The organism is Duncaniella freteri (assembly GCF_004766125.1).
GTDB lineage: Bacteria > Bacteroidota > Bacteroidia > Bacteroidales > Muribaculaceae > Duncaniella > Duncaniella freteri.
Genome location: NZ_SJSA01000002.1, coordinates 417,416 through 439,998, shown reverse-complemented (window position 1 = coordinate 439,998; position 22,583 = coordinate 417,416). Strand labels below are relative to the sequence as shown.

Here is a 22,583-nt window from a genome sequence, read left to right as displayed (position 1 = left end):
TTTCGTACATTTTATGTAAATTTGCATCACCTTAAATCAAAGACTCATATAGGATATGCGTCCATTACAGCATTCATTACTATCAATTTTCATTTCGGCGGCTGCACTATCTGCGACATCCGGCAACATATATGTATCACCGGCAGGTGACGATAGAGCGGATGGCTCGCTCAATGCCCCCATAAAGACTCCGGCCGAAGCATTAAGAAGAGCACGCGAATGGCGCAGGCTTAAAAGCCCTGAAGCCGCCGATACAATACAGATAATTCTTGCAGATGGTAACTATACTCTGTCGGAATCTCTATTCATCAGACCCGAGGATAGCGGCACATCATCCTCACCGACCATATTCCGTTCAGCAAATGACAGCAAAGCTGTAATAAGCGGAGGAACGGAAATAAAAGGATGGGAAATCGTAAGGAATGATCCAAGAATACCAAATGCCCTTATCGGAAAGATATGGATGGCGGACGCTCCAACAAAGGGGCATCGCATTGTGGAGACCAGACAGTTGTATGTCGATGGTAAAAAAGCTCAAAGATCATCCCAATTCGCACCTGGCGTAATGGATCGCATGATTGACTTCAATACTTCCGATCGAACTATCACAGTCCCAAACACAGACTTCGACATTGCCGAAGCCAACTCTCTTGAGATGGTGGTTCATCAAAGATGGGCAATAGCAATACTCCGTGTCAAAGATATGAGGCACGATTCCAAAGGGAATCTTGTGGTAAGTTTCCATGATCCGGAAAGCCGCCTTGAATTTGAACATCCTTGGCCCCAGCCTGTGATCGGAGGAGAGAAGGGTAATTCATCCTATTATTTCACTAATGCATTACAACTTCTCGACACTCCCGGTGAATGGTACCAGGACTATCCATCCGGTAAAATATATTATTATCCTGAGGATGGCTCTGACCCTAATAAATCCAAAATCATAGCACCTGCTCTTGAGACTCTCGTTAGGATTGTCGGAAACCCCGAAAGAAAAGTGTGCAATGTCAAATTTGAAAACATATCATTCGAATATGCCTCATGGCTGCGTCCATCCATGGAAGGACATGTCACACTTCAGGGAGGATTCAGGCTCATTGATGCATATAAGCTCGCTGTCCCGGGACTGCCTGAGAAGGCCGAGCTTGAGAACCAGGCTTGGATTGCCAGACCTGAGGCTGCAATCACAGTCAGCAATTCCTCCGGAATAGATTTCCACAACTGCCTGTTTGCACATATCGCAGCCACAGGCCTTGATTATGTGGCAGGAGATTCGGATTGTAATGTGACAGAATGCACATTCACCGATATCGGCGGAACAGCCATACAGATAGGGACATTCCCGGACGGAGGATTTGAGACCCATATCCCATATCTGCCTGACAATGATCGTGACATATGCCACGACATCCTCGTGAAATCCAACACGATAACCAATGCTACCAACGAAGATTGGGGTTGTGTAGGCATCGGAGCGGGATATGTACACGACATAACTATAGCCGACAATGAGGTGGCGCACGTAAACTATTCAGGCATATGCATCGGATGGGGTTGGACTCCGCTTGTAAGCAGTATGCGAAACAACCGCATCACAGGCAATCATGTGCATCATTTCGGCGGCCAGTTATATGATACAGGAGGCATATACACACTATCCAATCAGCCTGGATCTATAATCAGAGACAACCGCATAGAGCATCTGATCAAAGCACCGTATGCAACTAACGACCGAGGTTTCTACATCTATTTTGATGAGGCAACCGACGGATTTACAGTAGAGAACAATTATTGTCCGGACGCTGAATTCGGCTATAACCGTCCAGGTCCGGCTATGATAATAAGGAATAACGGACCTCACGTAAAACTAAATTAAATGAAACCGACCAATTATCATTTATTTGATTTTCTTGATTTCGATCTTGACCTAAGCAAGAATGAATCTTTATGGAAAGCGTGTGCTCCATCATCTGTAGAGGAGAAGGATGGAGACATACACATCACTGTGCCTTTCCAAAAACAGATTCTCTCAAATGATATGGCAGCTGACACCACGGCTCCACGCGAAAACCATACCCTGATACTCCGACAGTATGGACCGAAGATAACGCGTGTATTCATGGGATTTGAGGAACTGGACATGAGTGACGAGTCCGAAATGCTCATTCTTACTGAACGCGTAAAGAAAATGCCTCTTAAATCCGTCCTAAAAGACGGAGAATGGATTATCTCAACAGCAGACGGCATAACACGTGCGGTAATAAATATGAGAGAGCCATTGCTCGACCGTTGGAGCACCCTTCTGCCTGACCCTCAGGAGACCATTGATCTACGTCTGTATCCCGACGGCAAGAGAGAGATCAGGCTTGCAGCCTACGATCACTTCTCCCCTCCTCGTTATGACGCACTTCCTATCGCTTATTGCAAGATGGACAGCGGCAATGAACGAGCAACACTCTCATTCGAATGCACACATGACGAATGTTTTGGAGGCACCGGAGAGCGTTTTGCCAAAATGGACCTTAGCGGAAGAACTTTCTTCCTCAAAAATCAGGACGGACAGGGTGTAAACAATGTCCGCACATACAAGAACATACCGTTCTATGTGTCAAGCCGACTTTACGGAACATTCTATCATACCACCTCTCACTGCAAGTTGTCACTTGCGGGGCACTCCACACGATCAGTTCAATTCATGAGCTATCAGCCGCTTATTGACGCATTCCTTATCGGAGGTGATTCGTTTGAGGAAATCATCCGCGGCTATCGTGACCTTACCGGCTATCCGTCGATGCCGCCATTGTGGAGTTTCGGAATATGGATGAGCAGAATGACATATTTCAGTGCCGATGAGGTTAACGGCATATGCGACCGTCTGCGTGAGGAGCACTACCCATGCGATGTAATACACATGGACACAGGATGGTTCCGCACTGACTGGCTGTGTGAATGGAAATTCAATGAAGAACGTTTTCCCGATCCTGAAGGATTTATACACAGCCTTAAAGACAGAGGATTCCGCGTCTCGCTCTGGCAGTTGCCTTATGTTGCAAAGGACGCAGCGCAGATCGACGAGGCTGTAGCCAACGACTATATTGCCCCTATCACCAAAATCCAGGAATCGGAAGGCTCCAATTTCTCCGCCCTGGACTATGCCGGAACAATTGACTTCACCTATCCTGCTGCAACAGAATGGTATAAAGGTCTGCTTAAGAATCTACTTGACATGGGAGTGGTATGTATAAAGACTGATTTCGGAGAGAACATCCATATGGATGCCATGTACAAAGGGATGAGTCCCGAACTCCTTAACAATCTGTATGCCCTGCTCTATCAGAAAGCAGCCTATGAGATAACCAAAGATGTAACAGGCGACGGTATTGTATGGGCCCGTGCAGCATGGGCAGGATGTCAGCGTTATCCTTTGCACTGGGGAGGAGACTCTTGCAGTTCGTGGGACGGACTGGCTGGTTCTCTGAAGGGAGGACTGCATTTCGGTCTTTCCGGATTCGCTTTCTGGAGCCATGATGTGCCGGGCTTCCATACACTTCCCAACTTCATGAACTCAGTGGTCAGTGACGATGTATATCTACGATGGACCCAGTTTGGCGTATTCTCTTCCCATATGCGATATCACGGCACCAATAAGCGAGAGCCTTGGCACTATCCGACAATCGCTCAATCGGTGAAAAAATGGTGGAAACTCCGCTATGCCCTAATTCCATATATCCTGCAAGAGAGCCGCAAAGCTACAGAAGGCGGGTCAACAATAGTACAGGCGATGATATTCCACAATGCTGATGACCCCACATGTTACCACATCGACGACCAATACTACTTCGGTGACAGTTTCCTTGTAGCACCGGTCATGAATTCGGAAAACCGTCGCGACATATATCTTCCCGAAGGTGAATGGGTCGACTTCTTCACTGCTGAAAAAGTCACAGGAGGCAGATGGCTTAAAAATAAGGATGTGACAATGGAAAATATGCCCGTATATGTACGTCCGGGCTCTATAATTCCATTCTATCCCGAGCCTGTAGACTGCACTGATGACATGGATCTCTCCAAAACTATAAATCTGACCATCGACGATTCATTCCGTGGCATATGGAATGAAAAGCTTTTCAACTAATATCATGAATACCTGGAAACCGAATCTTGAAGAGACCAAGCGTCATTATATAGACTGGTGGAACCACAAAGGAATTGTCCTCAATATGTGGGAACACTTTCAGACAGGTGTAAAGCCTCATGCCGAAGTGCAGGCCCCTCCCACCCCGAAATCACTTGATCAAAAGTGGTTCGACCCCAAATGGAGAGCTGATTATCTTGACTGGTATGTGGCACATAGCTCGCTTATGGCAGACATGCTTCCTGTGGCAAACACTCAGCTTGGTCCAGGATCACTTGCCGCAATACTGGGTGGCGTATTCGAGGGTGGCGAGGACACCATATGGATACACCCCGACCCCGCCTACACCGATGATATAACATTTGATCCACAGCATCCTAACTTCCTGCTTCATAAAGAGCTGCTAAGGACAGTAAAGGAAAAGGCAAACGGGAATTATTATGTAGGAATGCCCGACCTCATGGAAGGGCTTGACGTTCTTGCAGCAATAAAAGGAACTGACAAAGTACTTCTCGATACTGTGATTCAGCCTGATGTCCTTGAGCATCAGATGCAACAGATCAACGACATATATTTCAGAGTGTACGATGAACTGTATGACATAGTACGTGAAGGTGATGAAATGGCATTCTGTTATTTCTCTTCCTGGGCTCCGGGGAGGATGTCAAAACTACAGAGCGACATATCAACAATGATAAGCGAGGCGGACTATCGACGGTTTGTACAGCCATTTATCCGTGAACAATGCCAGAAGATAGATTACACTCTATACCATCTTGATGGCGTGGGAGCTATGCGCCACCTGCCGGCACTACTCGAAATAGAAGAACTCAATGCCATACAGTGGACACCAGGCGTAGGAGAGCCACAGGGCGGCTCCCCCAAATGGTACGATCTTTACCGACGTATATTAAACGGAGGCAAGAGCATCATGGCATGCTGGGTAACTATCGACGAACTGCGTCCGCTACTTGACAATATCGGGACTGATGGCGTGCATCTTGAGATGGACTTCCACAACGAAGCTGAAGTTGAAGAGGCTATGAAAATAGTTGATGAGTATCGTGAACGTCCAGGGATTGCACATGAATACACAGATGATGTGATCAGAATTGACACCCCCACTCCTCTCCGACCATTTGAAGCAAACCTCGAAATCAACCGTATTATCAGTAAGATCGAAGGGGATGAGGAGCGCAGACCCATATCTTCCCAAAGACTTAAGACATCAAGAATCCCCGGAGTTCCTGTCAAGCCATCAGTTATTCAGGCAAAAGATGATACACCTGTGGCGATGAGTGTGTTCGACGCCATAGTAGCCGGCAACGGTGATGCTGCAACTGCTGCGACTCGTAAAGCATTGGATGACGGACACAAGCCTCAGGACATTATCAACGGACAGATGATAAGTGCAATGAGCGAAGTGGGGCAAAGATTCCAGGACGGCAAAGCTTATGTGCCTCAACTGCTCATGGCAGGCAGAGCGATGAAATCAGCTCTTGAATTGCTCAAGCCTATGCTTTCCGGGACAAAATCGGCAACAGTCGGAAAGGTAGTTATAGGCACTGTAAAGGGTGATCTGCACGACATAGGCAAGAACCTTGTTGCCTCAATGCTTGAAGGTTGCGGCTTTGAAGTGATAAATATAGGAATAGATGTCCCTGCCTCGGATTTTGTCGATGCCATCCGCGAAAATGAGCCTGACATCCTATGCATGAGTGCTCTTCTCACCACTACAATGACATACATGAAGGATGTGATCAGTGCTCTTGAAGAGGAAGGCATACGAGATAAAGTGAAAGTGATGGTGGGAGGAGCCCCGGTGAGCCAGCACTTCGCAGAGGAGATCGGAGCTGACGGCTACAGCGACAATGCCAATTCGGCTGTAAAAGTAGCCCGGAAACTCGTAGGAGCAGAATAAACCTTTAATGACCTAAATCTAAACCGAACAGAGACATCAAATGGAAGATCTATCAATGCACACGATGGACTGGGTGGTACTTGCCTCCTATTTCATCATCCTTCTGGCTATAGGGCTATGGGCGAGCTCCAAAAGCAAAAAAGAAAGCAGCAAGTTCCTCGCTGGCAATTCTCTCCGCTGGCATCATATAGGGTTCTCAATGTGGGGCACCAATGTGGGACCGTCAATGCTTATAGCATCAGCCAGCGCAGGATTCACTGCCGGAATTGTGTCAGGCAACTACGCCTGGTATGCTTTCGTGTTCATCGCACTTCTTGCTTTTGTGTTCGCTCCGAGATATCTTGGTGAGAAGATAACGACACTCCCGGAATTCATGGGAAAACGTTTCGGAGAATCCACACGCAACATGCTTGCCTGGTACACGATAGTCACCGTACTCATCTCCTGGCTTGCTCTGACCTTATTTGCCGGCGGAATCATAATCCGGCAGGTGTTCGGCATTCCTATGTGGCTTTCGGCATTTATATTGCTCGCCATTTCAGCGTTCTTCACCATCATCGGAGGGCTTAAGGCAATCGCATATACAAATGTATATCAGATGGTCCTGCTCATTCTTGTGTCAGCCACGCTTACTATTGTAGGCATATGGCACTTAGGTGGAGAATCAGTGATCGGAGGCATCAATACACTTGCCGATCCTAACATTGTGCCTTCAGACTACTGGAATCTTTTCCAGCCCAATTCCGATAAGGAGTTTCCATGGCTTCCAATACTGCTCGGTTATCCGATATCAGGCCTATGGTTCTGGTGTACGGATCAGTCGATGGTACAGCCAGTTCTTGCTGCCCGGGACCTGAACGAAGGACAGAAGGGAGCAAACTTCACCGGATGGCTTAAGATTCTAGATGTAGCAATATACATCATTCCCGGAGTGGTGTGTTTCGCATTGTGGAAGACAGGTTTCTTCGGTGACCGCCTTATCGAGCCGGACAATGCCTACATGACTCTCGTTTCGAGCCTGTTTCCTGTAGGAATGGTAGGACTTGTAATTGCCGTGCTAACGGCAGCACTTGTCAGCACGATAGGTTCGGCACTTAATGCGCTAAGCACTGTATTTACAATGGATATCTACGTAAAGAGCATCAATCCTCAGGCTTCATCGGAGGAAATAGTCCGCACAGGGCATATTGTCACCATTTTTGGAGCCCTCGTCTCCATTATGATCACAGTTGCAGTCGACAATATAAAGGGGATGGACCTCTTCAATGTATTCCAGTCGGTGCTCAGCTTTATCGCTCCTCCCATGGCGGCTGTATTTGTAATGGGTGTGTTCTGGAAACGATGCACCACACTTGCAGCAAATGTCATTCTCACATTCGGCACTATATTCAGTATCGGCTGTGGCATCCTCTACCTTTGGATAATACCTCAAGCCACAGAACATGTACACTTTATGATGCTCTCGTTCCTCATATTTGTCGTGCTCATCATAAGCATGATAGCAGTAAGCTATTTTGACAAAGCAGTTGTGGAACGTGAACCTATGACAGTAATCAGAAACAGACTTTCAGTCAGTGTGACAGTAGCCTGGACCCTTCTTGCAGCTGTAATGATAGGGCTTTACATCTTCTTTAACGGAAATTAATCACATTAGTAATTCTAGTAATCGTATGAATACCAGTTTCAGATCACCCTTAAGCGGTATCATCCCTCCTCTCGTAACTCCCCTTCTTGACAACGACACTCTCGATGTGGCAAGTCTCGAAAACCTTATAGAACATCTCATAGCAGGAGGTGTGCACGGACTCTTCATCCTCGGCACCACTGGTGAAGAGCAGAGCCTCAGCTACCGTCTGCGCAAAGAGATGATACATGAGGCGTGCCGTATCAACAATGGCCGTCTCCCGCTGCTTGCCTGCATCACCGACACCTCAATTGTAGAGAGCATCAATCTTGCTAAGGTAGCTGCTGACTGCGGAGCCTCAGCAGTGGTGAGTGCCGCACCATACTACTTTGCGACAGGCCAGCCCGAGCTCGCTGAATTCTATGAGGACATGTTGCCTCATCTTCCGCTTCCCCTCTTCCTCTACAACATGCCAAGCCACGTGAAGGTAAACTTCTCGCCAGCCACGATACACAGAATTGCTGAAAACGAGAAAGTGATCGGCTTCAAGGATAGCTCCGCCAATCTTCCATACTTCCAGTCCGTAATGTATACAATGAAGGATCGTCCTGACTTCTCAATGCTTATGGGGCCGGAAGAGGTGACCGGAGAGTGTGTGATGCTCGGTGCCAACGGTGGTATAAACGGAGGTGCAAATATGTTCCCTGAACTGTATGTTGCAATGTACAATGCCGCCAAGGCATGCGACACCAAGGAAGTGTGGCGTCTCCAACAGCTCATAATGCAGATCAGCACTACAATCTACAGCGTAGGTCAGCACGGATCAAGCTACCTCAAGGGGTTGAAGTGTGCATGCTCTCTGCTCGGAGTGATCAAAGATGACTTCGTAGCAGCACCATTCCACAAGTTCAATGCTCCGGAACGCAACAAAATTCAGGAAGCACTCGGAAGACTTCCGATTGAAAACGGCAAACTCATTTTCTAATTTTCTCGATCTATTACCCATTCTCCTCTCCCCTATTTCTATATTTAAGTACCATGAATATCATCGACATTATTGTCTTTTTAATTTTTACTGTCGGCACAATTGTGTTCGGATATCTGTTCGGACGCAAAAAACAGAGCAGCGACGAGTTTACTCGTGGAAACGGGAAAGTGCCTGGCTGGATTGTCGGACTCTCCATCTTTGCTTCGTTCTGTAGTTCCATATCATTTCTTGGATACTGCTCATCAGCCTTTATGGGTAATTGGAATGCATTCGTATTCACACTCTCCATCCTTCCAGCCGGATTGTTGGCAATGTGGTATTTTGTGCCATTTTACCGTTCGCTCGGAAGCATCAGTGCCTACAGCTATTTTGAAAAACGGTTCGGAAGATGGGCACGGCTTTACGCCTCGGTGTTCTATCTTTTCACACAGATATGCCGGTCCGGAGCAATCCTGTTTCTGCTTGCGGTGCCAATGAATGTACTTATGGGCTGGAACATACCTATAGTAGTCACAATAACCGGACTCGGTATCGTGTTATATAGCCAAAAAGGTGGGCTCAAGTCAGTGATATGGACTGAAGCCTTGCAGGGAGCTATACTTGTAGGTGGTGCGTTGATATGTCTTATTGTCCTGTACTGGGGTATGCCGGAAGGTCCCGAACAAGCCATAAAGATATGCCTTGAACACAATAAGTTCTCTCTTGGGAGCTTTGATGGAAGTCTCGTGGAAAGCACATTCTGGGTATGTCTGATATACGGAATGTTCACCAATCTCAACAATTTTGCCATTGACCAAAGCTACACCCAGAGATACTGTGCTGCTCCATCGCTCAAAGAAGCACGTAAGAGCGCGTTCTGGGGATCTCTGCTCACCCTTCCTGTCAACTTTATACTCTTTCTCATCGGATCAGGACTCTTTGCATTTTACTATATAAACCCAGGAGATCTTCCCGAGGGAATAAAGAGTGATTTTGTATTCCCCTACTTCATTATCCATGAGATGCCTGTCGGTCTTGTGGGATTGCTTATAGCCTCAATTTTCTGTGCGGGCATGAGTACTGTAGCAACAAGTGTCACATCTTCTGGAACAATAATTCTCACAGATTTCTATTCCCATATGTTCCCCAATTCGAGCGATGAACGCAAAGTGACAGTACTGCGCGTGGCAAGCGTGGCAATAGGAATTCTCGGCATAGGAGTTGCGCTCTGCTTCCTTCTCGTGGATAACGCACTTGATGCATGGTGGGCATTGAGCAGTATATGTTCCGGTGGTGTTCTCGGTATGTTCCTTCTCGCCTATCTATGCCCGAAAGCAAAGAAAAACCACGTGGTGCCAGGAGTTATTGTAGGTGTGGCATCACTCATTCTAATCGCACTTCAGACCAAGCTCACCGACTGGTGGGACATACCCCAATTCGTCCACATCAATCTCAGTATCGTAATCAGCACTCTGCTCATATTCCTGATCGGATTCCTGCTCGTACAGCTATTAAATAGAAGAAACGAAAAACAGATTTAAATAGAAATTATAAGTGCCACAAAGAATTTTACTATATAACAACTGGCTTTAATAGCGAAATTTCTCTTAGATTCACAATAACCTTTAGTATAAGCGGGTTTGTCAAAATGAACTGCACCCCAAAAGTTAGACAAAAAACTTTTGGGGTGCAGTTCAATCTTATGGGATCCCCTTTTTCGATTCCGGATGTTGCCTATGACTATTCATCGTTAGTGAATGACCTTAATGGCAATTATGATATTGAAGAAGTTATGAAACGTGCTGCAATACGTACTATGAACTTATGGAATGAGTACACTACTGTCCACTAAAAATGGACAGATACCGCGAGTGTCGTTTTGATAAATTGACCGGATGGAGTAACTTATGCGAAAAACTCTTTGAATTTGAATCTTGTGAAACTGATTCGATGTGAATTATGTAAGTAACATAGCAAGCATCCGGGGAGCTGCTGTAAAAAACGGCTCTCCCCGGATACTTTTTTAATATAACTTAATAGCCTATCAGAATTCGCTGGAAAAATGGAAGCGAATTTTAGGGAAATCAGATTGCGCCATCTGAAGGACATAATTGGAGTCGGCAAGGAATACATCACGACCCTCTTTATCGGTTGCCATGAACTGGAATTTCCTTTTCTTGAATGCAGCCAATGCCTCTGCATCATCACTCTCTATCCAACATGCCTTATACAAGGATATCGGCTCCCAACGACACTGGGCACCATACTCGTGCTCAAGTCGATATTGTATCACTTCAAACTGAAGCTGACCTACAGTACCGATGATACGGCGTCCGTTGAACTGGTTGGTGAAAAGCTGAGCTACACCTTCATCCATAAGTTGCTGCACACCCTTGTCAAGCTGTTTTGACTTCATTGGGTCGGCATTCTCAATATACTTGAACATCTCGGGAGAGAATGACGGCAATCCTTTAAAATGCAGATTCTCTCCTGATGTGATGGTATCCCCTATCTTAAAGTTACCGGTATCCGGGATTCCGACAATATCTCCTGGATATGCCTCATCAACCACATTTTTCTTCTGTGCCATAAAAGCCGTAGGAGCTGCAAACTTGAGAGTCTTACCTAAACGGATATGTTTATATGGTGCATTTCGCTCAAACTTGCCTGAGCAAATCTTTACGAAAGCTATACAGGAACGATGATTGGGGTCCATATTGGCATGGATCTTGAACACAAACCCTGAGAACCCTTCCTCTTCTGGATTTATGACACGTTCCTCCGACTGAGTAGGACGTGGTGCCGGAGCAATCTGAACAAAGCAGTCAAGAAGCTCCTTTACCCCGAATGTGTTGAGCGCAGAACCAAAGAACACCGGTGCAACCTTTCCGTCAAGATACTCAGCAACATTAAATTCAGGGTATACCCCTTCGATCAACTCCAGATCCTCACGCAACTTGGATGCATCCGCCTCTCCTACAGCCACATCAATTCGGGGATCATCCACCGAATCAATCTCGACACGCTCGCTCACTCGCTGCTTATCAGGAGTAAAAAGGTCGAGAGACTGCTCGAAAATGTTATATACTCCCTTGAATTTCTCACCGATGTTTATAGGCCAGGACAATGGCCGCACCCTGATCTTCAATTCGCTTTCAAGCTCGTCAAGAATGTCAAACGGATCCCGACCCTCTCTATCAAGTTTGTTGACAAAAATTATCACCGGAGTGTTGCGCATACGGCACACCTCCATAAGTTTACGGGTCTGACGTTCCACACCTTTTGCGACATCCACAACAATGATAACACTGTCGACTGCTGTCAGAGTGCGGTAGGTGTCCTCGGCAAAGTCCTGGTGTCCCGGTGTATCAAGAATATTGATCTTGTAGTCACCATAATTGAACCCCATGACGGAGGTAGCCACAGAGATACCGCGCTGCTTCTCAATCTCCATCCAGTCGGATGTTGCGGTCTTTTTTATTTTATTCGACTTAACAGCTCCTGCCACATGGATCGCACCACCAAAAAGCAGCAGCTTCTCTGTTAGGGTAGTCTTGCCGGCGTCAGGATGAGATATGATTGCAAAGGTGCGTCTGCGCGCTATTTCTTCGTTTAGGCTCATAATAAAAATGCGACTGAAAAATTTTTCAGCCGCAAAATTACAAAAAATAGGAGAATTTTCCTAACAGAGTTTTTTCATCGGATTTATCATGGATGATCAATACGTCAAGACCGGTGGAAGTTCTTTTGCCTGCACTATCATCCTTTCAAGCTCAAATACAGAAGGGACACGATTGCATATATTCCTTGCATCATTGATCTCAACAAGCTTTATATGAAGATTGGATGCCACACGATGACGGAATTCTTTCACAGTGTCCACACCGGCAGCCTCAAGAAGTTCGGCAAACTGACCTGCCACACCTTTAATACGAAACAAGTCGGCATGGTTAGTCCATTTGAGAATAAGCTTCTCGCTTATACCGGTCTCATCAGCCAGAAGAGTTCTCCCCTTCTTGCTTGAACACTTTTCAAGGAGTTGCTCAACGGTATTCACACCGACAGCCTCAAGTTGTCGGGCATAAGCCTCGCCTATACCCTCAATCTGTGAAATCTTATATGACATATTTCGCTATTTAAGTTCGCCTGACACAATCAGGATTACCTAAATAACAACCATTCAGATCATACGGTTCAAAAGTCCAGACGCTTATACTTTTCACGAGCGATAGCCTTGCTGACAAGATTGAAGTGCCACCATTCGGTGCGTAACGGCTTGAATCCTGCATCCTTCATGACTTTACGCAACAACAATCGGTTCTGCCTGGCATATTCACTCATTACGCCCTTCTTGACCAACAGAGGCTCACGGTCAATGTTAGCTTCAGGACCCAAATGGTCCACAGGGGTACCCATGTCAAGTTCATTGCCTTGGGCATCCTCAATAGTCACATCCACAGCCAACCCATAGTTATGAAGCCCGCCACCTTTTGCCGGATTAGCCACATAGTTAGCTTTAGATGTTCCCTTAACGGCATTGAACATCCTCCTCTGCACACTCATCGGACGCGCGGCATCCTTGACAAGCAGACGATATCCAGGCATGATCTCCGACAATTTTTTCTGAGCTTTATCAACAGCCCGCGCGGCATCGGGATGCAGCCATGCCCTCGTGAGCCCTCCATAAAGAACTTGACCAGTGAAATTATCGTCTCCGGCATACATCAATTCCACCCTTACATCAGGGTTGAGTTCTGAAATGTCAATGAAACCAAGTTCCCGGAATTTCATCTCAATATCCTGGGCGCAGATAGCTAATGATGAGAGGAAAAGCATACCCAAAGTTATTATGTGTCTAATTTTCATGCCGCAAAATTATGAAAAAACCTTAAAACAAATAGATGTGTCATGTGAAAATTGTATTTTTGTAGTCGCGACACGTTCGCACTACATAAAGATACCAATCAAAATGCAAAGAATACTCCGGACAGTTCCGTTTATAATATTTCAAGCCATCGCATTATTATCCTCAGCACAGATCAACACTGATCAAGTGATGCGCATAGGAGCCAATAATCTCTATTTTGAAGACTATGTGCTATCCATCCAGTACTTCAATCAGGTGATCGATGTGAAGCCTTATCTTGCGAAGCCTTATTTTCTCAGATCGATAGCAAAACTTAATCTTGATGACTATCTGGGAGCAGAGAAGGATGCCACACTCGCCATAGAACGTAACCCTTTCATAGTGGATGCATGGGAAGTACGAGGCGTGGCTCGTCAGAACATGGGAAAAAACCGGGAGGCAATCCAGGATTATGACCAGGCCCTATCACTGCTGCCCGACAACCGTGGGCTTCTCTATAACAAAGCAATGGCACAACAGGACATCAAGGATCTTGATGGGGCAGCCGAGACTTATCTGACATTGCTGAAAAGATTCCCCAATTTTGACGGAGGATACATAGGCCGTGCTCGCCTGCGGCTTGAACAGAAGGACACCATAGCCGCCCTTTCTGATATCGAGAAAGCACTGGAGATCAACAGCAACTCGATCAACGGCTATCTTATGAGGGCTGATATAGCCATCAATTCCGATAAAAATTACGCCTCGGCACTCGAAGATATGAACCATGCCATAAAACTGCAACCAAAGTATGCCGGATATTTCATAAACAGAGCCTACCTGAAATACATGACTGATGATTTTCAGGGTGCATTTGCCGATTACGACTATGCTCTTCAGCTTGAGCCACACAATACAACAGCATTATTCAACCGTGGACTTCTACGAGCCGAAGTCCATGACACCAACAAAGCGATAGCCGACTTCTCGTCAGTGCTTGCCCTGAATGACAAAGACTACAAAACACTCTACAACCGTTCGATGCTGCTCGCCGAAATCGGGGACTTCGACTCTGCGCTCAAGGATCTAAATCAGGTGATCGACGCATTCCCTGATTTTGCAGCCGCTTACTTTATGAGATATGACATCAACCGAAGGAAAGGTGACATGACATCCGCAAAGGTTGATTATGACAAGTCGCTCGCCCTTGCAAAGACCAGGGTACAGATATCTCCACTAATTCCCAATGCAGATATCTCAGCCGATTCCATCGAAAATAATCCTGACTCAAATAGCAAAGAAGAACTTGCTGACAACAACTCTTATAGCCAGGAACAAGTGAAACGCCGTTTCACCACTCTGACAACCATCCAGGACAATTCATCTCCGGAACAGATATTCAACAACAAAAGCATAAAAGGAAAAGTACAGGATCGCAATATAGCCATAGAAATGGAACCTATATTCGCCATATCCTACTATACATCCCCAACAGAGCTAAAAATGAGCGGCGACTATATACGTGAGGTGGATGACATAAATTCCACACGCATGTTACGCTTCGTGCTCCAGGTCACCAACCATGAACCATCAATGACTGATGAGGAGACCGCTCAGAATCATTTCAATTCTATAAAATACTACAATTCATATATCGCTGGTCACGAACCGAGAGCCATTGATTATCTTGGCAGAGCCATGGATTACATGACCCTACGCGATTACGAACATGCAATCGCGGATCTTGACAAAGCCATTTCACTAACTCCAGATTTCACGCTCGCGTACCTCATACGAGCCAATGCACGCTACCTAAACACTAAGCTGTCGAACAATATCGGAGAGCAACACGCTCCGAAGATACAAGGCATAGCACTTCCCCATGCCGGACAACTGCGTGCAGCTATTGCCGACATCGATTCTGTGATAAGACTTTCCCCTTCAATGCCGATCGCCTATTATAACAAAGGTGTGATGCTGGCTGGAGAAGGTGACCACACGTCAGCTCTACAATGTTTCAACAAAGCTATTGAACTAAAGCCGGATTTCGGTGAGGCATATTACAATCGAGGCTATGTGTTCCTGTCACTTGGCAACAAAGATGCGGCATTTGCCGACCTGAGTCGCGCAGGAGGTCTTGGCATTGTGCCGTCTTACAATCTTCTGAAACGTATGTCATCAAAATAAATTGACAAAAAACAACAAAATTCAACATTTTATATTAACTTTGGAGCAAATTTCCAATATTTATCACGATATAAGATTGTACAAAGGATGAAAGTTTTAAAATTTGGTGGCACATCAGTTGGCTCTGCCGAGAGAATTCGCCACGTCGCTGACCTCGTGAGCACCCGAGGCAAAAACATCATAGTACTGTCTGCTATGGCAGGAACGACAAACACACTCGTAGAGATAGCCGGATACCTTTATAAACGTAATATCAATGGAGCCAAGGAGACAATCAATCTCCTTGAGTCAAAATATCTTAAGACACTCTCATCTCTGTACGACAAACATGAAAGCCGCGAACGAGCCCTAAAGGAGATAAAGGCTTGCTTCAATTATATCCGTTCATTCACCCAAAGAGAGTCATTCAGCGAAATCGAAGAAAAGATCATCCTCGCTCAAGGAGAAATCATGAGCGTAGCTATGATGACCATCCTGCTCAACGAACGCGGCCTCTATGCCGAATCACTCCCGGCTCTTGATTTCATGAAAACAGGAGCGAACTCCGAGCCCGATATGCAGCATATACAACTGCATCTCCAGCCGTTGCTCGACAAATATATGGATGCCGACATCTTCGTCACACAGGGATTCATATGTCGTAATTCAACCGGTGAGATCGACAATCTACAGCGTGGAGGAAGCGACTACACCGCATCGCTCATCGGTGCCGCCATCGAAGCTGACGAGATCGAAATATGGACCGACATTGATGGCATGCACAACAACGACCCACGTTTTGTCGAAAAGACCGATCCTGTAAGCGAGCTACATTACGAGGAAGCTGCCGAACTTGCTTATTTCGGAGCAAAGATACTTCATCCCACCTGCGTACTTCCCGCAAAGGTCAACAACATACCTGTACGCCTCCTCAATACCATGGACCCGGATGCTCACGGAACCCTCATCTACAATAATATATCCGACCCGAGCATCAAGGCTGTAGCAGCCAAGGATAATGTGGTAGCCATCAAGATCAAAAGCTCTCGCATGCTCCTCGCATACGGATTCCTTACGAAAGTGTTCGAGACATTCGAAAAATACAAGACTCCTATCGACATGATAGCCACAAGCGAAGTGGGCGTATCTCTTACAATCGACTCCGAACGCTTCCTTCCTGAAATAGCCGACGAACTCCAGAAATTCGGTACCGTCACCATCGACAAAGATATGGTGATCGTATGTGTGGTAGGTAATATGGAATGGACCAACACAGGATACGAAGCCCGAGCAGTAGAAGCACTCGCTGATATTCCTGTACGTATGATATCCTACGGAGGCTCCAATTATAATATCTCGTTCCTTATACGTAAGGAGGACAAAATCAAAGCCCTAAACCGCTTGAGCGAACGGCTATTTAACGATTAACAGCACCGAATTATATGGCACGATTCCCAATCGATGAATTCAAAGAGCTTGCCACACCGTTTTATTTCTACGACCTGACATTACTTGACAGGACTCTTGCTGAAATAAAACGCACATCGCGCGATGAACGTTTCAGAGTCCACTATGCCATCAAGGCAAACGCCAATCCGGGCATACTGAGGCGGATTCAGGCTTCCGGACTCGGAGTGGATGCCGTGAGCGGCGGTGAAATACTCGCCGCCATTGATGCCGGATTCCATGGCGAACAGATTGTGTATGCAGGAGTAGGCAAAACTGATGCAGAGATAAGGCTTGCTCTCAACAATGGTGTAGGATGCTTCAATGTCGAATCCGAGCCGGAGTTGGATATAATCGATGAGATAGCATCATCATTAGGATTGAAAGCCAACATAGCTCTCCGCATCAATCCCAATATAGATGCCCACACTCATGAATATATAACCACCGGACTTGCCGAAAACAAGTTTGGCATAAATCTTGACCAGCTCCCCGACATTATAGAAAAAGTTCTCAGGCTTGATCATATCAACCTTTCAGGACTGCATTTCCACATAGGCTCACAGATCACCGAGATCGAACCGTTCTTGATGCTTTGCGAGACCATAAACCGTATCCAGGACGAATGGACTGAAAGAGGGGTCGAGTTCAAGACTATAAATGTAGGAGGAGGCCTTGGCATCGACTATGCCGATCCCGACCGACATCCAATACCCGACTTCGAAGGCTACTTCAAGGCCTTCCGTAACCATCTCAGGCTTCGCCCGGAACAGGAGCTCCACTTCGAGCTTGGTCGTTCGGTAGTCGCCCAATGTGGCAGCCTCATCACCAGGGTACTGTATGTCAAGGAGGGCACCACCAAAAGATTTGCAATTGTGGATGCAGGCATGACCGATCTCATACGCCCTGCCCTATATAATGCACACCACCGCATCGAAAATATATCATCACCAAACGATGTGAAGCATCACTATGATGTGGTAGGCCCTATCTGCGAATCTTCCGACTGTTTCGGCAAGGATGAAATGCTCCCCGCCATACGTCGCGGCGACTTCCTCGCACTTCGTTCAGCAGGAGCCTACGGAGAGATAATGGCATCACAATATAACTGCCGCACTCTCCCCTCATCATATTTCTACGAGAAATAACCTTAACCTTAATATCATGTCGAAAAATCAGATTGACGAGGTCGTGTATCAGGATGCCGACCCCGTAGAAATGCCGGAAAATGCATTTCGTGAACTTGGCGAAGGAGAGCATTATCGCCCGATAATGCACCCTGCTCATGACTATCCCGAGGTGACCCCATATTCGGTCAGCATGGGACTAATCCTTGCCATCATCTTCAGTGCCGCAGCCGCATACCTCGGGCTGAAAGTGGGCCAAGTGTTTGAAGCCGCGATTCCCATTGCCATCATAGCAGTAGGATTCTCCGGCGCGCTCAAAAAGAAGAACCCTTTAGGACAGAATGTCATCATCCAGTCCATCGGAGCCTGTTCCGGTGTTATTGTCGCCGGAGCCATCTTCACTCTCCCGGCACTGTACATTCTTCAGGCAAAGTATCCCGACATTTCAGTCAACTTCTTCCAGATATTTCTCAGTTCACTGCTGGGAGGCATCCTTGGCATTCTCTTTTTCATTCCTTTCCGCAAATATTTCGTAAAGGATATGCATGGCAAATATCCTTTCCCTGAAGCTACAGCAACAACTCAAGTGCTTGCAAGCGGACTTGGAAAGGACTCAGCCAATGCCGGACAGGCTAAGACCCTGATATTCGCATCACTCATAGGTGGTATATACGACTATGTGGTGGAGACATTCGGATTCTGGGCAAATACCCTGAACACAATGGTTACATCGTGGGGACAGACTCTCGCTGAGAAAACCAAACTTGTGGTAAGCTGCAACACCACTGCCGCTGTACTCGGACTCGGATACATAATTGGCCTCAAATACTCCTTCATAATTTTTGCAGGCTCAATCTTCGTATGGTGGGTCATCATACCATTGATAGGCACCTACGGAGCAGCAGACATCACCTCGCTTAGTCCTGTTGAAATATTCAGTGACTATGCCCGCCTCATAGGCATCGGCGGTATCGCAATGGCAGGAATCATCGGAATTGTAAAATCCTGGGGCATCATACGCGAAGCTGTAGGACTCGCCTCCCGCGAATTCAAAGGCGGCACAGATGGAAAGAAAACTATCCGCTGGCAGACCGACATATCCATGAAGCATATAGTATTCTTCATCGCCATCGCGCTCATCGCTGTGTTTGTGTTCTTTTGGGCAGGTGTCATCAACACATTCTGGCAGGCTCTTGTGGCATGGATTGTAGTCACATTGATAGCATTCCTGTTCACCACAGTTGCAGCCAACGCAATTGCAATCGTAGGCTCCAACCCTGTATCAGGCATGACCCTCATGACCCTTATCATTGCATCAGCCATCTTTGTAGCTGTAGGACTCAACGGCACATCGGGCATCGCAGCATCCATGGTGATAGGCGGTGTAGTATGTACAGCTCTCTCTATGGCTGGCGGCTTCGTCACCGACCTCAAAGTAGGATATTGGCTCGGTTCCACACCCAAGAAACAGGAATCCTGGAAATTCCTCGGCACTCTTGTATCGGCTGCCACAGTGGGGGGGGTAATACTTCTCCTCAACCAAGTGTACGGATTCACTGGCGAGAACGCACTCGTTGCACCGCAGGCAAATGCAATGGCAAAAGTGATCGAACCACTCATGATGGGTGGTGATACACCATGGATACTATATATGGTGGGAGCGATCCTTGCCCTCATCCTAAACTGGCTTGGTGTGCCTGCCCTTGCTTTCTGCCTCGGAATGTTCATTCCACTGCAACTCAACACTCCCCTTCTTGTAGGCGGAGCCGTAGCATGGTTCATTAGTAGCCGATCCAAGGACAAGGCAGTCAATGCAGCACGCAACGAACGTGGCACACTAATCGCCTCCGGACTTATAGCCGGCGGAGCCCTCTTCGGAGTGTTCGCAGCTCTGACACGCTTCCTTGGATTCGAATACACCAATCCTATGACAGCCATCGCCACACAGTGGACCGGCCTTGCTGTTTACGCGCTTCTCATAATCTATCTGATATGGGATTCCATGCGTGCCAAAGCACTGAAGGATTAATCTGAATATGAAAGGTATCAACAGAGAGATCCTTTCATTAGCCATTCCGTCCATCATCACCAACATCACTACTCCATTGTTGGCGTTGATGGACGTGGCTATTGTAGGGCATATGGGAGATGCCTCCTATATAGCAGCAATCGCTGTAGGTGGCACAATATTCAATATGGTCTATTGGCTTTTCGCATTCCTTCGCATGGGCACAAGCGGGCTTTCGGCACAGGCCCACGGAGCACAGGATGAGCATGAGCTCAATCTTGTGCTTTCACGTGGAATACTTGTAGCTCTTTCCGCATCAGCAATCATAATATTGCTCTCCCCTCTCCTTGCAGAATTATCGTTTGCAGTCATGGATGTGGACGGCAATGTGAAGGATATGGCTGAGCGGTATTTCCGCATATTGGTATGGGGAGCCCCGGCAGTGCTATGCACCTACACTTTCTCAGGATGGGCATTAGGAAGAAAGAACCCCAAGGCCCCGATGTGGGTCTCATTTATAATAAACATAGCCAATATATTGGTCAGCCTGATACTTGTATTCGTATTCCGACTAAAAATAGAGGGTGTAGCATTCGGGACCCTTTCCGCACAATGGCTCGGAGCACTGTCGTTCATACTCATCATTCACAGGAAATATCATCCTGCAATGCCGTCATTCGGCAGAACTATCCAGAAAGGAGCCCTAAAGAGATTTTTCTCGGTGAATGCCGACATATTCCTTCGCACATGTTGCCTTATAGCTGTTACAGTATGGTTCACAAGGGTAGGATCACAACAGGGTACTGTAGTTCTTGCAGTGAACACCCTGCTAATGCAGTTCTTCATACTTTTCTCCTATTTCATGGACGGTTTTGCATTTGCCGGAGAATCCCTGTGCGGCAATTGTCTGGGAGCCCGAGACAAAAAACGGCTTGACCACAGTATCAGAGCGTTGCTATGGTGGGGAACCGTAGTCTCTGTGATATTCACTGTTCTGTACTTCACATGTGGAGAACGGATCATGACACTTCTTAGCGGAGACACAGAAGTGATAGAAGCATCCAAAGAATATTTCCATTGGGTGATACTTATTCCGATAGTCGGATTCGCAGCCTTCACATGGGATGGTGTGTACATCGGCATCACACGGACACGAGAGATGCTGCTTTCAATGGCTATAGCCACAGCCATATACTTCATCCTTTATTTCGTCCTGTTCCCCCACATGGGTAATGACGGTCTATGGATAGCCTTCCTAAGTTACCTGCTTTCGCGCGGCATAATACTCCATCTCGCAAGCAAAAGAGCAAGCCGTGATATTTTTTTGGAATAATTAGGATAAAGAGTTAACTTTGCAGCGACAAAGGGGTGCCGGATTCTATCGTGGAACGGCTGAGATAATACCCTCTGAACCTGATGCGGTTAGTACCGCCGAAGGGATTGGCTCATATTCCAATACGACCGTAAGATATACGGATCATCGCTTTGTCAAAACATAACAAATTCTATCCAAGCGATGAGAAAATATATCCCAGTGCTTTCCATAGCAGGCAGCGACCCATCCGGAGGAGCCGGCATCCAGGCTGACATAAAGACCATCTCCGCCCTGGGCTGCTATGCAATGACCGCAATAACATCTCTTACTGCCCAGAACACTACCGGCGTCCGTTCAATAATGCCATCTACAGGAGCCATAGTCGCCGACCAGATTGACATGATCATGGAGGACATACCTCCTATGGCGATAAAGACAGGTATGCTGTGCAATCTCAATGTTGTATCAACTGTAGCCGACAAATTAGAGCAATATCGTCCTGACAACATTGTTGTAGATCCTGTGATGGTATCCACTTCAGGTTCAAAACTTCTTGATGATGAAGCTATCGACCTTATTGTCAAAAGAATATTCCCTCTGTCAACAATCATAACTCCCAACAGGAGTGAGGCTAAAGTGCTGACAAGAGAGACAGACCCTGACCGCCAAGCCAAAATACTTATGGAGATGGGGTGCAGAAATGTACTGCTTAAAGGCGGAGACTCCGACCGAAAAGATTTTAAGATCGACTACCTTTACCTTGAAAACAAGCATACAGGGATAGAACTTCGTGCCGATGCTGTGAATACGGTCAACACCCATGGAACAGGGTGTACACTCTCATCAGCCATCGCATCTTATCTTGCACTCGGATATGACTTGGAGCAGGCAGTAAGGGCCGCAAAATTCTATATATCCAGAGCCCTTGAAGCAGGAGCATTCGTGACCACCGGAAGAGGGCATGGTCCTGTCAACCATTTCTATGCCCCAAGACGCCTGAAAAATTTCAATCCCAACCGACCAAAATAACA

The 22,583-nt window shown here is 46.7% G+C and carries 16 protein-coding genes and 1 riboswitch; of the genes, 13 read left to right on the top strand and 3 right to left on the bottom strand.

Going from position 1 to position 22,583, the window contains the following annotated elements:
* Positions 1–55: 55 nt before the first annotated feature.
* From EZ315_RS11890 to EZ315_RS16380, 7 genes are all read left to right on the top strand, one after another.
* Positions 56–1,873, top strand: a complete 1,818-nt coding sequence (locus tag EZ315_RS11890; RefSeq protein WP_135472274.1) for a right-handed parallel beta-helix repeat-containing protein — start codon at positions 56–58, stop codon at positions 1,871–1,873.
* Complete coding sequence (locus tag EZ315_RS11885) at positions 1,874–4,132, top strand: glycoside hydrolase family 31 protein (RefSeq protein WP_135472273.1); 2,259 nt, start codon at positions 1,874–1,876, stop codon at positions 4,130–4,132. It begins immediately after the preceding gene.
* A gap of 4 nt (positions 4,133–4,136) precedes the next feature.
* Complete coding sequence (locus EZ315_RS11880) at positions 4,137–6,053, top strand: corrinoid protein (protein WP_135472272.1); 1,917 nt, start codon at positions 4,137–4,139, stop codon at positions 6,051–6,053.
* Between the two features lie 40 nt (positions 6,054–6,093).
* A complete protein-coding gene (locus tag EZ315_RS11875) occupies positions 6,094–7,698 on the top strand; it encodes a sodium:solute symporter family transporter (protein ID WP_135472271.1) in 1,605 nt (534 codons plus the stop codon).
* A 25-nt stretch (positions 7,699–7,723) separates the two neighbouring features.
* A complete protein-coding gene (locus EZ315_RS11870; protein ID WP_135472270.1) occupies positions 7,724–8,662 on the top strand; it encodes a dihydrodipicolinate synthase family protein in 939 nt (312 codons plus the stop codon).
* Positions 8,663–8,766: 104 nt separating this feature from the next.
* Positions 8,767–10,185 (top strand): sodium:solute symporter family protein, encoded by a 1,419-nt coding sequence (locus EZ315_RS11865; protein WP_242452594.1) that lies wholly within the window; start codon positions 8,767–8,769, stop codon positions 10,183–10,185.
* 161 nt (positions 10,186–10,346) lie between these two features.
* Positions 10,347–10,496: a hypothetical protein gene (locus EZ315_RS16380; RefSeq protein ID WP_170957536.1), complete on the top strand. Its 150-nt coding sequence runs from the start codon at positions 10,347–10,349 to the stop codon at positions 10,494–10,496.
* 192 nt (positions 10,497–10,688) lie between these two features.
* On the opposite strand, the gene EZ315_RS11860 is transcribed toward EZ315_RS16380, so the two are convergent.
* From EZ315_RS11860 to EZ315_RS11850, 3 genes are all read right to left on the bottom strand, one after another.
* Positions 10,689–12,266 (bottom strand): peptide chain release factor 3, encoded by a 1,578-nt coding sequence (locus EZ315_RS11860; RefSeq protein ID WP_369699086.1) that lies wholly within the window; start codon positions 12,264–12,266, stop codon positions 10,689–10,691.
* A 96-nt stretch (positions 12,267–12,362) separates the two neighbouring features.
* Positions 12,363–12,770 carry a DUF4332 domain-containing protein gene (locus tag EZ315_RS11855; RefSeq protein WP_135472267.1) on the bottom strand — a complete coding sequence of 136 codons (408 nt, stop codon included), beginning with the start codon at positions 12,768–12,770 and terminating at the stop codon, positions 12,363–12,365.
* 68 nt (positions 12,771–12,838) lie between these two features.
* Positions 12,839–13,480, bottom strand: coding sequence for a M15 family metallopeptidase (locus tag EZ315_RS11850; RefSeq protein ID WP_242452627.1), 642 nt, complete (start codon positions 13,478–13,480; stop codon positions 12,839–12,841).
* A gap of 133 nt (positions 13,481–13,613) precedes the next feature.
* On the opposite strand from EZ315_RS11850, the gene EZ315_RS11845 reads away from it, so the two are divergent.
* The 6 genes from EZ315_RS11845 to thiD all read left to right on the top strand — a co-directional run bounded on the left by EZ315_RS11845 (position 13,614) and on the right by thiD (position 22,581).
* On the top strand, positions 13,614–15,677 hold the full coding sequence (locus tag EZ315_RS11845; protein ID WP_160653971.1) for a tetratricopeptide repeat protein: 2,064 nt from the start codon (positions 13,614–13,616) through the stop codon (positions 15,675–15,677).
* Positions 15,678–15,764: 87 nt separating this feature from the next.
* Entirely contained in the window at positions 15,765–17,084 is a 1,320-nt protein-coding gene (locus EZ315_RS11840; RefSeq protein ID WP_135472264.1) for an aspartate kinase, read from the top strand.
* Positions 17,085–17,098: 14 nt separating this feature from the next.
* Positions 17,099–18,250 (top strand): diaminopimelate decarboxylase, encoded by a 1,152-nt coding sequence (gene lysA / locus EZ315_RS11835; protein ID WP_135472263.1) that lies wholly within the window; start codon positions 17,099–17,101, stop codon positions 18,248–18,250.
* Positions 18,251–18,266: 16 nt separating this feature from the next.
* On the top strand, positions 18,267–20,258 hold the full coding sequence (locus tag EZ315_RS11830) for an OPT family oligopeptide transporter (RefSeq protein ID WP_135472262.1): 1,992 nt from the start codon (positions 18,267–18,269) through the stop codon (positions 20,256–20,258).
* Between the two features lie 7 nt (positions 20,259–20,265).
* Positions 20,266–21,570, top strand: a complete 1,305-nt coding sequence (locus tag EZ315_RS11825) for an MATE family efflux transporter (RefSeq protein WP_242452593.1) — start codon at positions 20,266–20,268, stop codon at positions 21,568–21,570.
* A gap of 21 nt (positions 21,571–21,591) precedes the next feature.
* Positions 21,592–21,694: riboswitch (TPP riboswitch) on the top strand.
* Positions 21,695–21,753: 59 nt separating this feature from the next.
* Entirely contained in the window at positions 21,754–22,581 is an 828-nt protein-coding gene (thiD, locus tag EZ315_RS11820) for a bifunctional hydroxymethylpyrimidine kinase/phosphomethylpyrimidine kinase (RefSeq protein WP_135472261.1), read from the top strand.
* Positions 22,582–22,583 lie beyond the last annotated feature (2 nt).

Excerpts from the sequence above, each read along its gene's own strand:
- thiD (WP_135472261.1), top strand. The coding sequence starts at position 21,754 with ATGAGAAAATATATCCCAGTGCTTTCCATAGCAGGCAGCGACCCATCC.
- EZ315_RS11885 (WP_135472273.1), top strand. The coding sequence starts at position 1,874 with ATGAAACCGACCAATTATCATTTATTTGATTTTCTTGATTTCGATCTT.
- EZ315_RS11845 (WP_160653971.1), top strand. The coding sequence starts at position 13,614 with ATGCAAAGAATACTCCGGACAGTTCCGTTTATAATATTTCAAGCCATC.
- EZ315_RS16380 (WP_170957536.1), top strand. The coding sequence starts at position 10,347 with ATGGGATCCCCTTTTTCGATTCCGGATGTTGCCTATGACTATTCATCG.
- lysA (WP_135472263.1), top strand. The coding sequence starts at position 17,099 with ATGGCACGATTCCCAATCGATGAATTCAAAGAGCTTGCCACACCGTTT.
- EZ315_RS11855 (WP_135472267.1), bottom strand. The coding sequence starts at position 12,770 with ATGTCATATAAGATTTCACAGATTGAGGGTATAGGCGAGGCTTATGCC.
- EZ315_RS11830 (WP_135472262.1), top strand. The coding sequence starts at position 18,267 with ATGTCGAAAAATCAGATTGACGAGGTCGTGTATCAGGATGCCGACCCC.
- EZ315_RS11825 (WP_242452593.1), top strand. The coding sequence starts at position 20,266 with ATGAAAGGTATCAACAGAGAGATCCTTTCATTAGCCATTCCGTCCATC.
- EZ315_RS11875 (WP_135472271.1), top strand. The coding sequence starts at position 6,094 with ATGGAAGATCTATCAATGCACACGATGGACTGGGTGGTACTTGCCTCC.
- EZ315_RS11890 (WP_135472274.1), top strand. The coding sequence starts at position 56 with ATGCGTCCATTACAGCATTCATTACTATCAATTTTCATTTCGGCGGCT.
- EZ315_RS11880 (WP_135472272.1), top strand. The coding sequence starts at position 4,137 with ATGAATACCTGGAAACCGAATCTTGAAGAGACCAAGCGTCATTATATA.
- EZ315_RS11870 (WP_135472270.1), top strand. The coding sequence starts at position 7,724 with ATGAATACCAGTTTCAGATCACCCTTAAGCGGTATCATCCCTCCTCTC.
- EZ315_RS11860 (WP_369699086.1), bottom strand. The coding sequence starts at position 12,266 with ATGAGCCTAAACGAAGAAATAGCGCGCAGACGCACCTTTGCAATCATA.
- EZ315_RS11850 (WP_242452627.1), bottom strand. The coding sequence starts at position 13,480 with ATGCTTTTCCTCTCATCATTAGCTATCTGCGCCCAGGATATTGAGATG.
- EZ315_RS11840 (WP_135472264.1), top strand. The coding sequence starts at position 15,765 with ATGAAAGTTTTAAAATTTGGTGGCACATCAGTTGGCTCTGCCGAGAGA.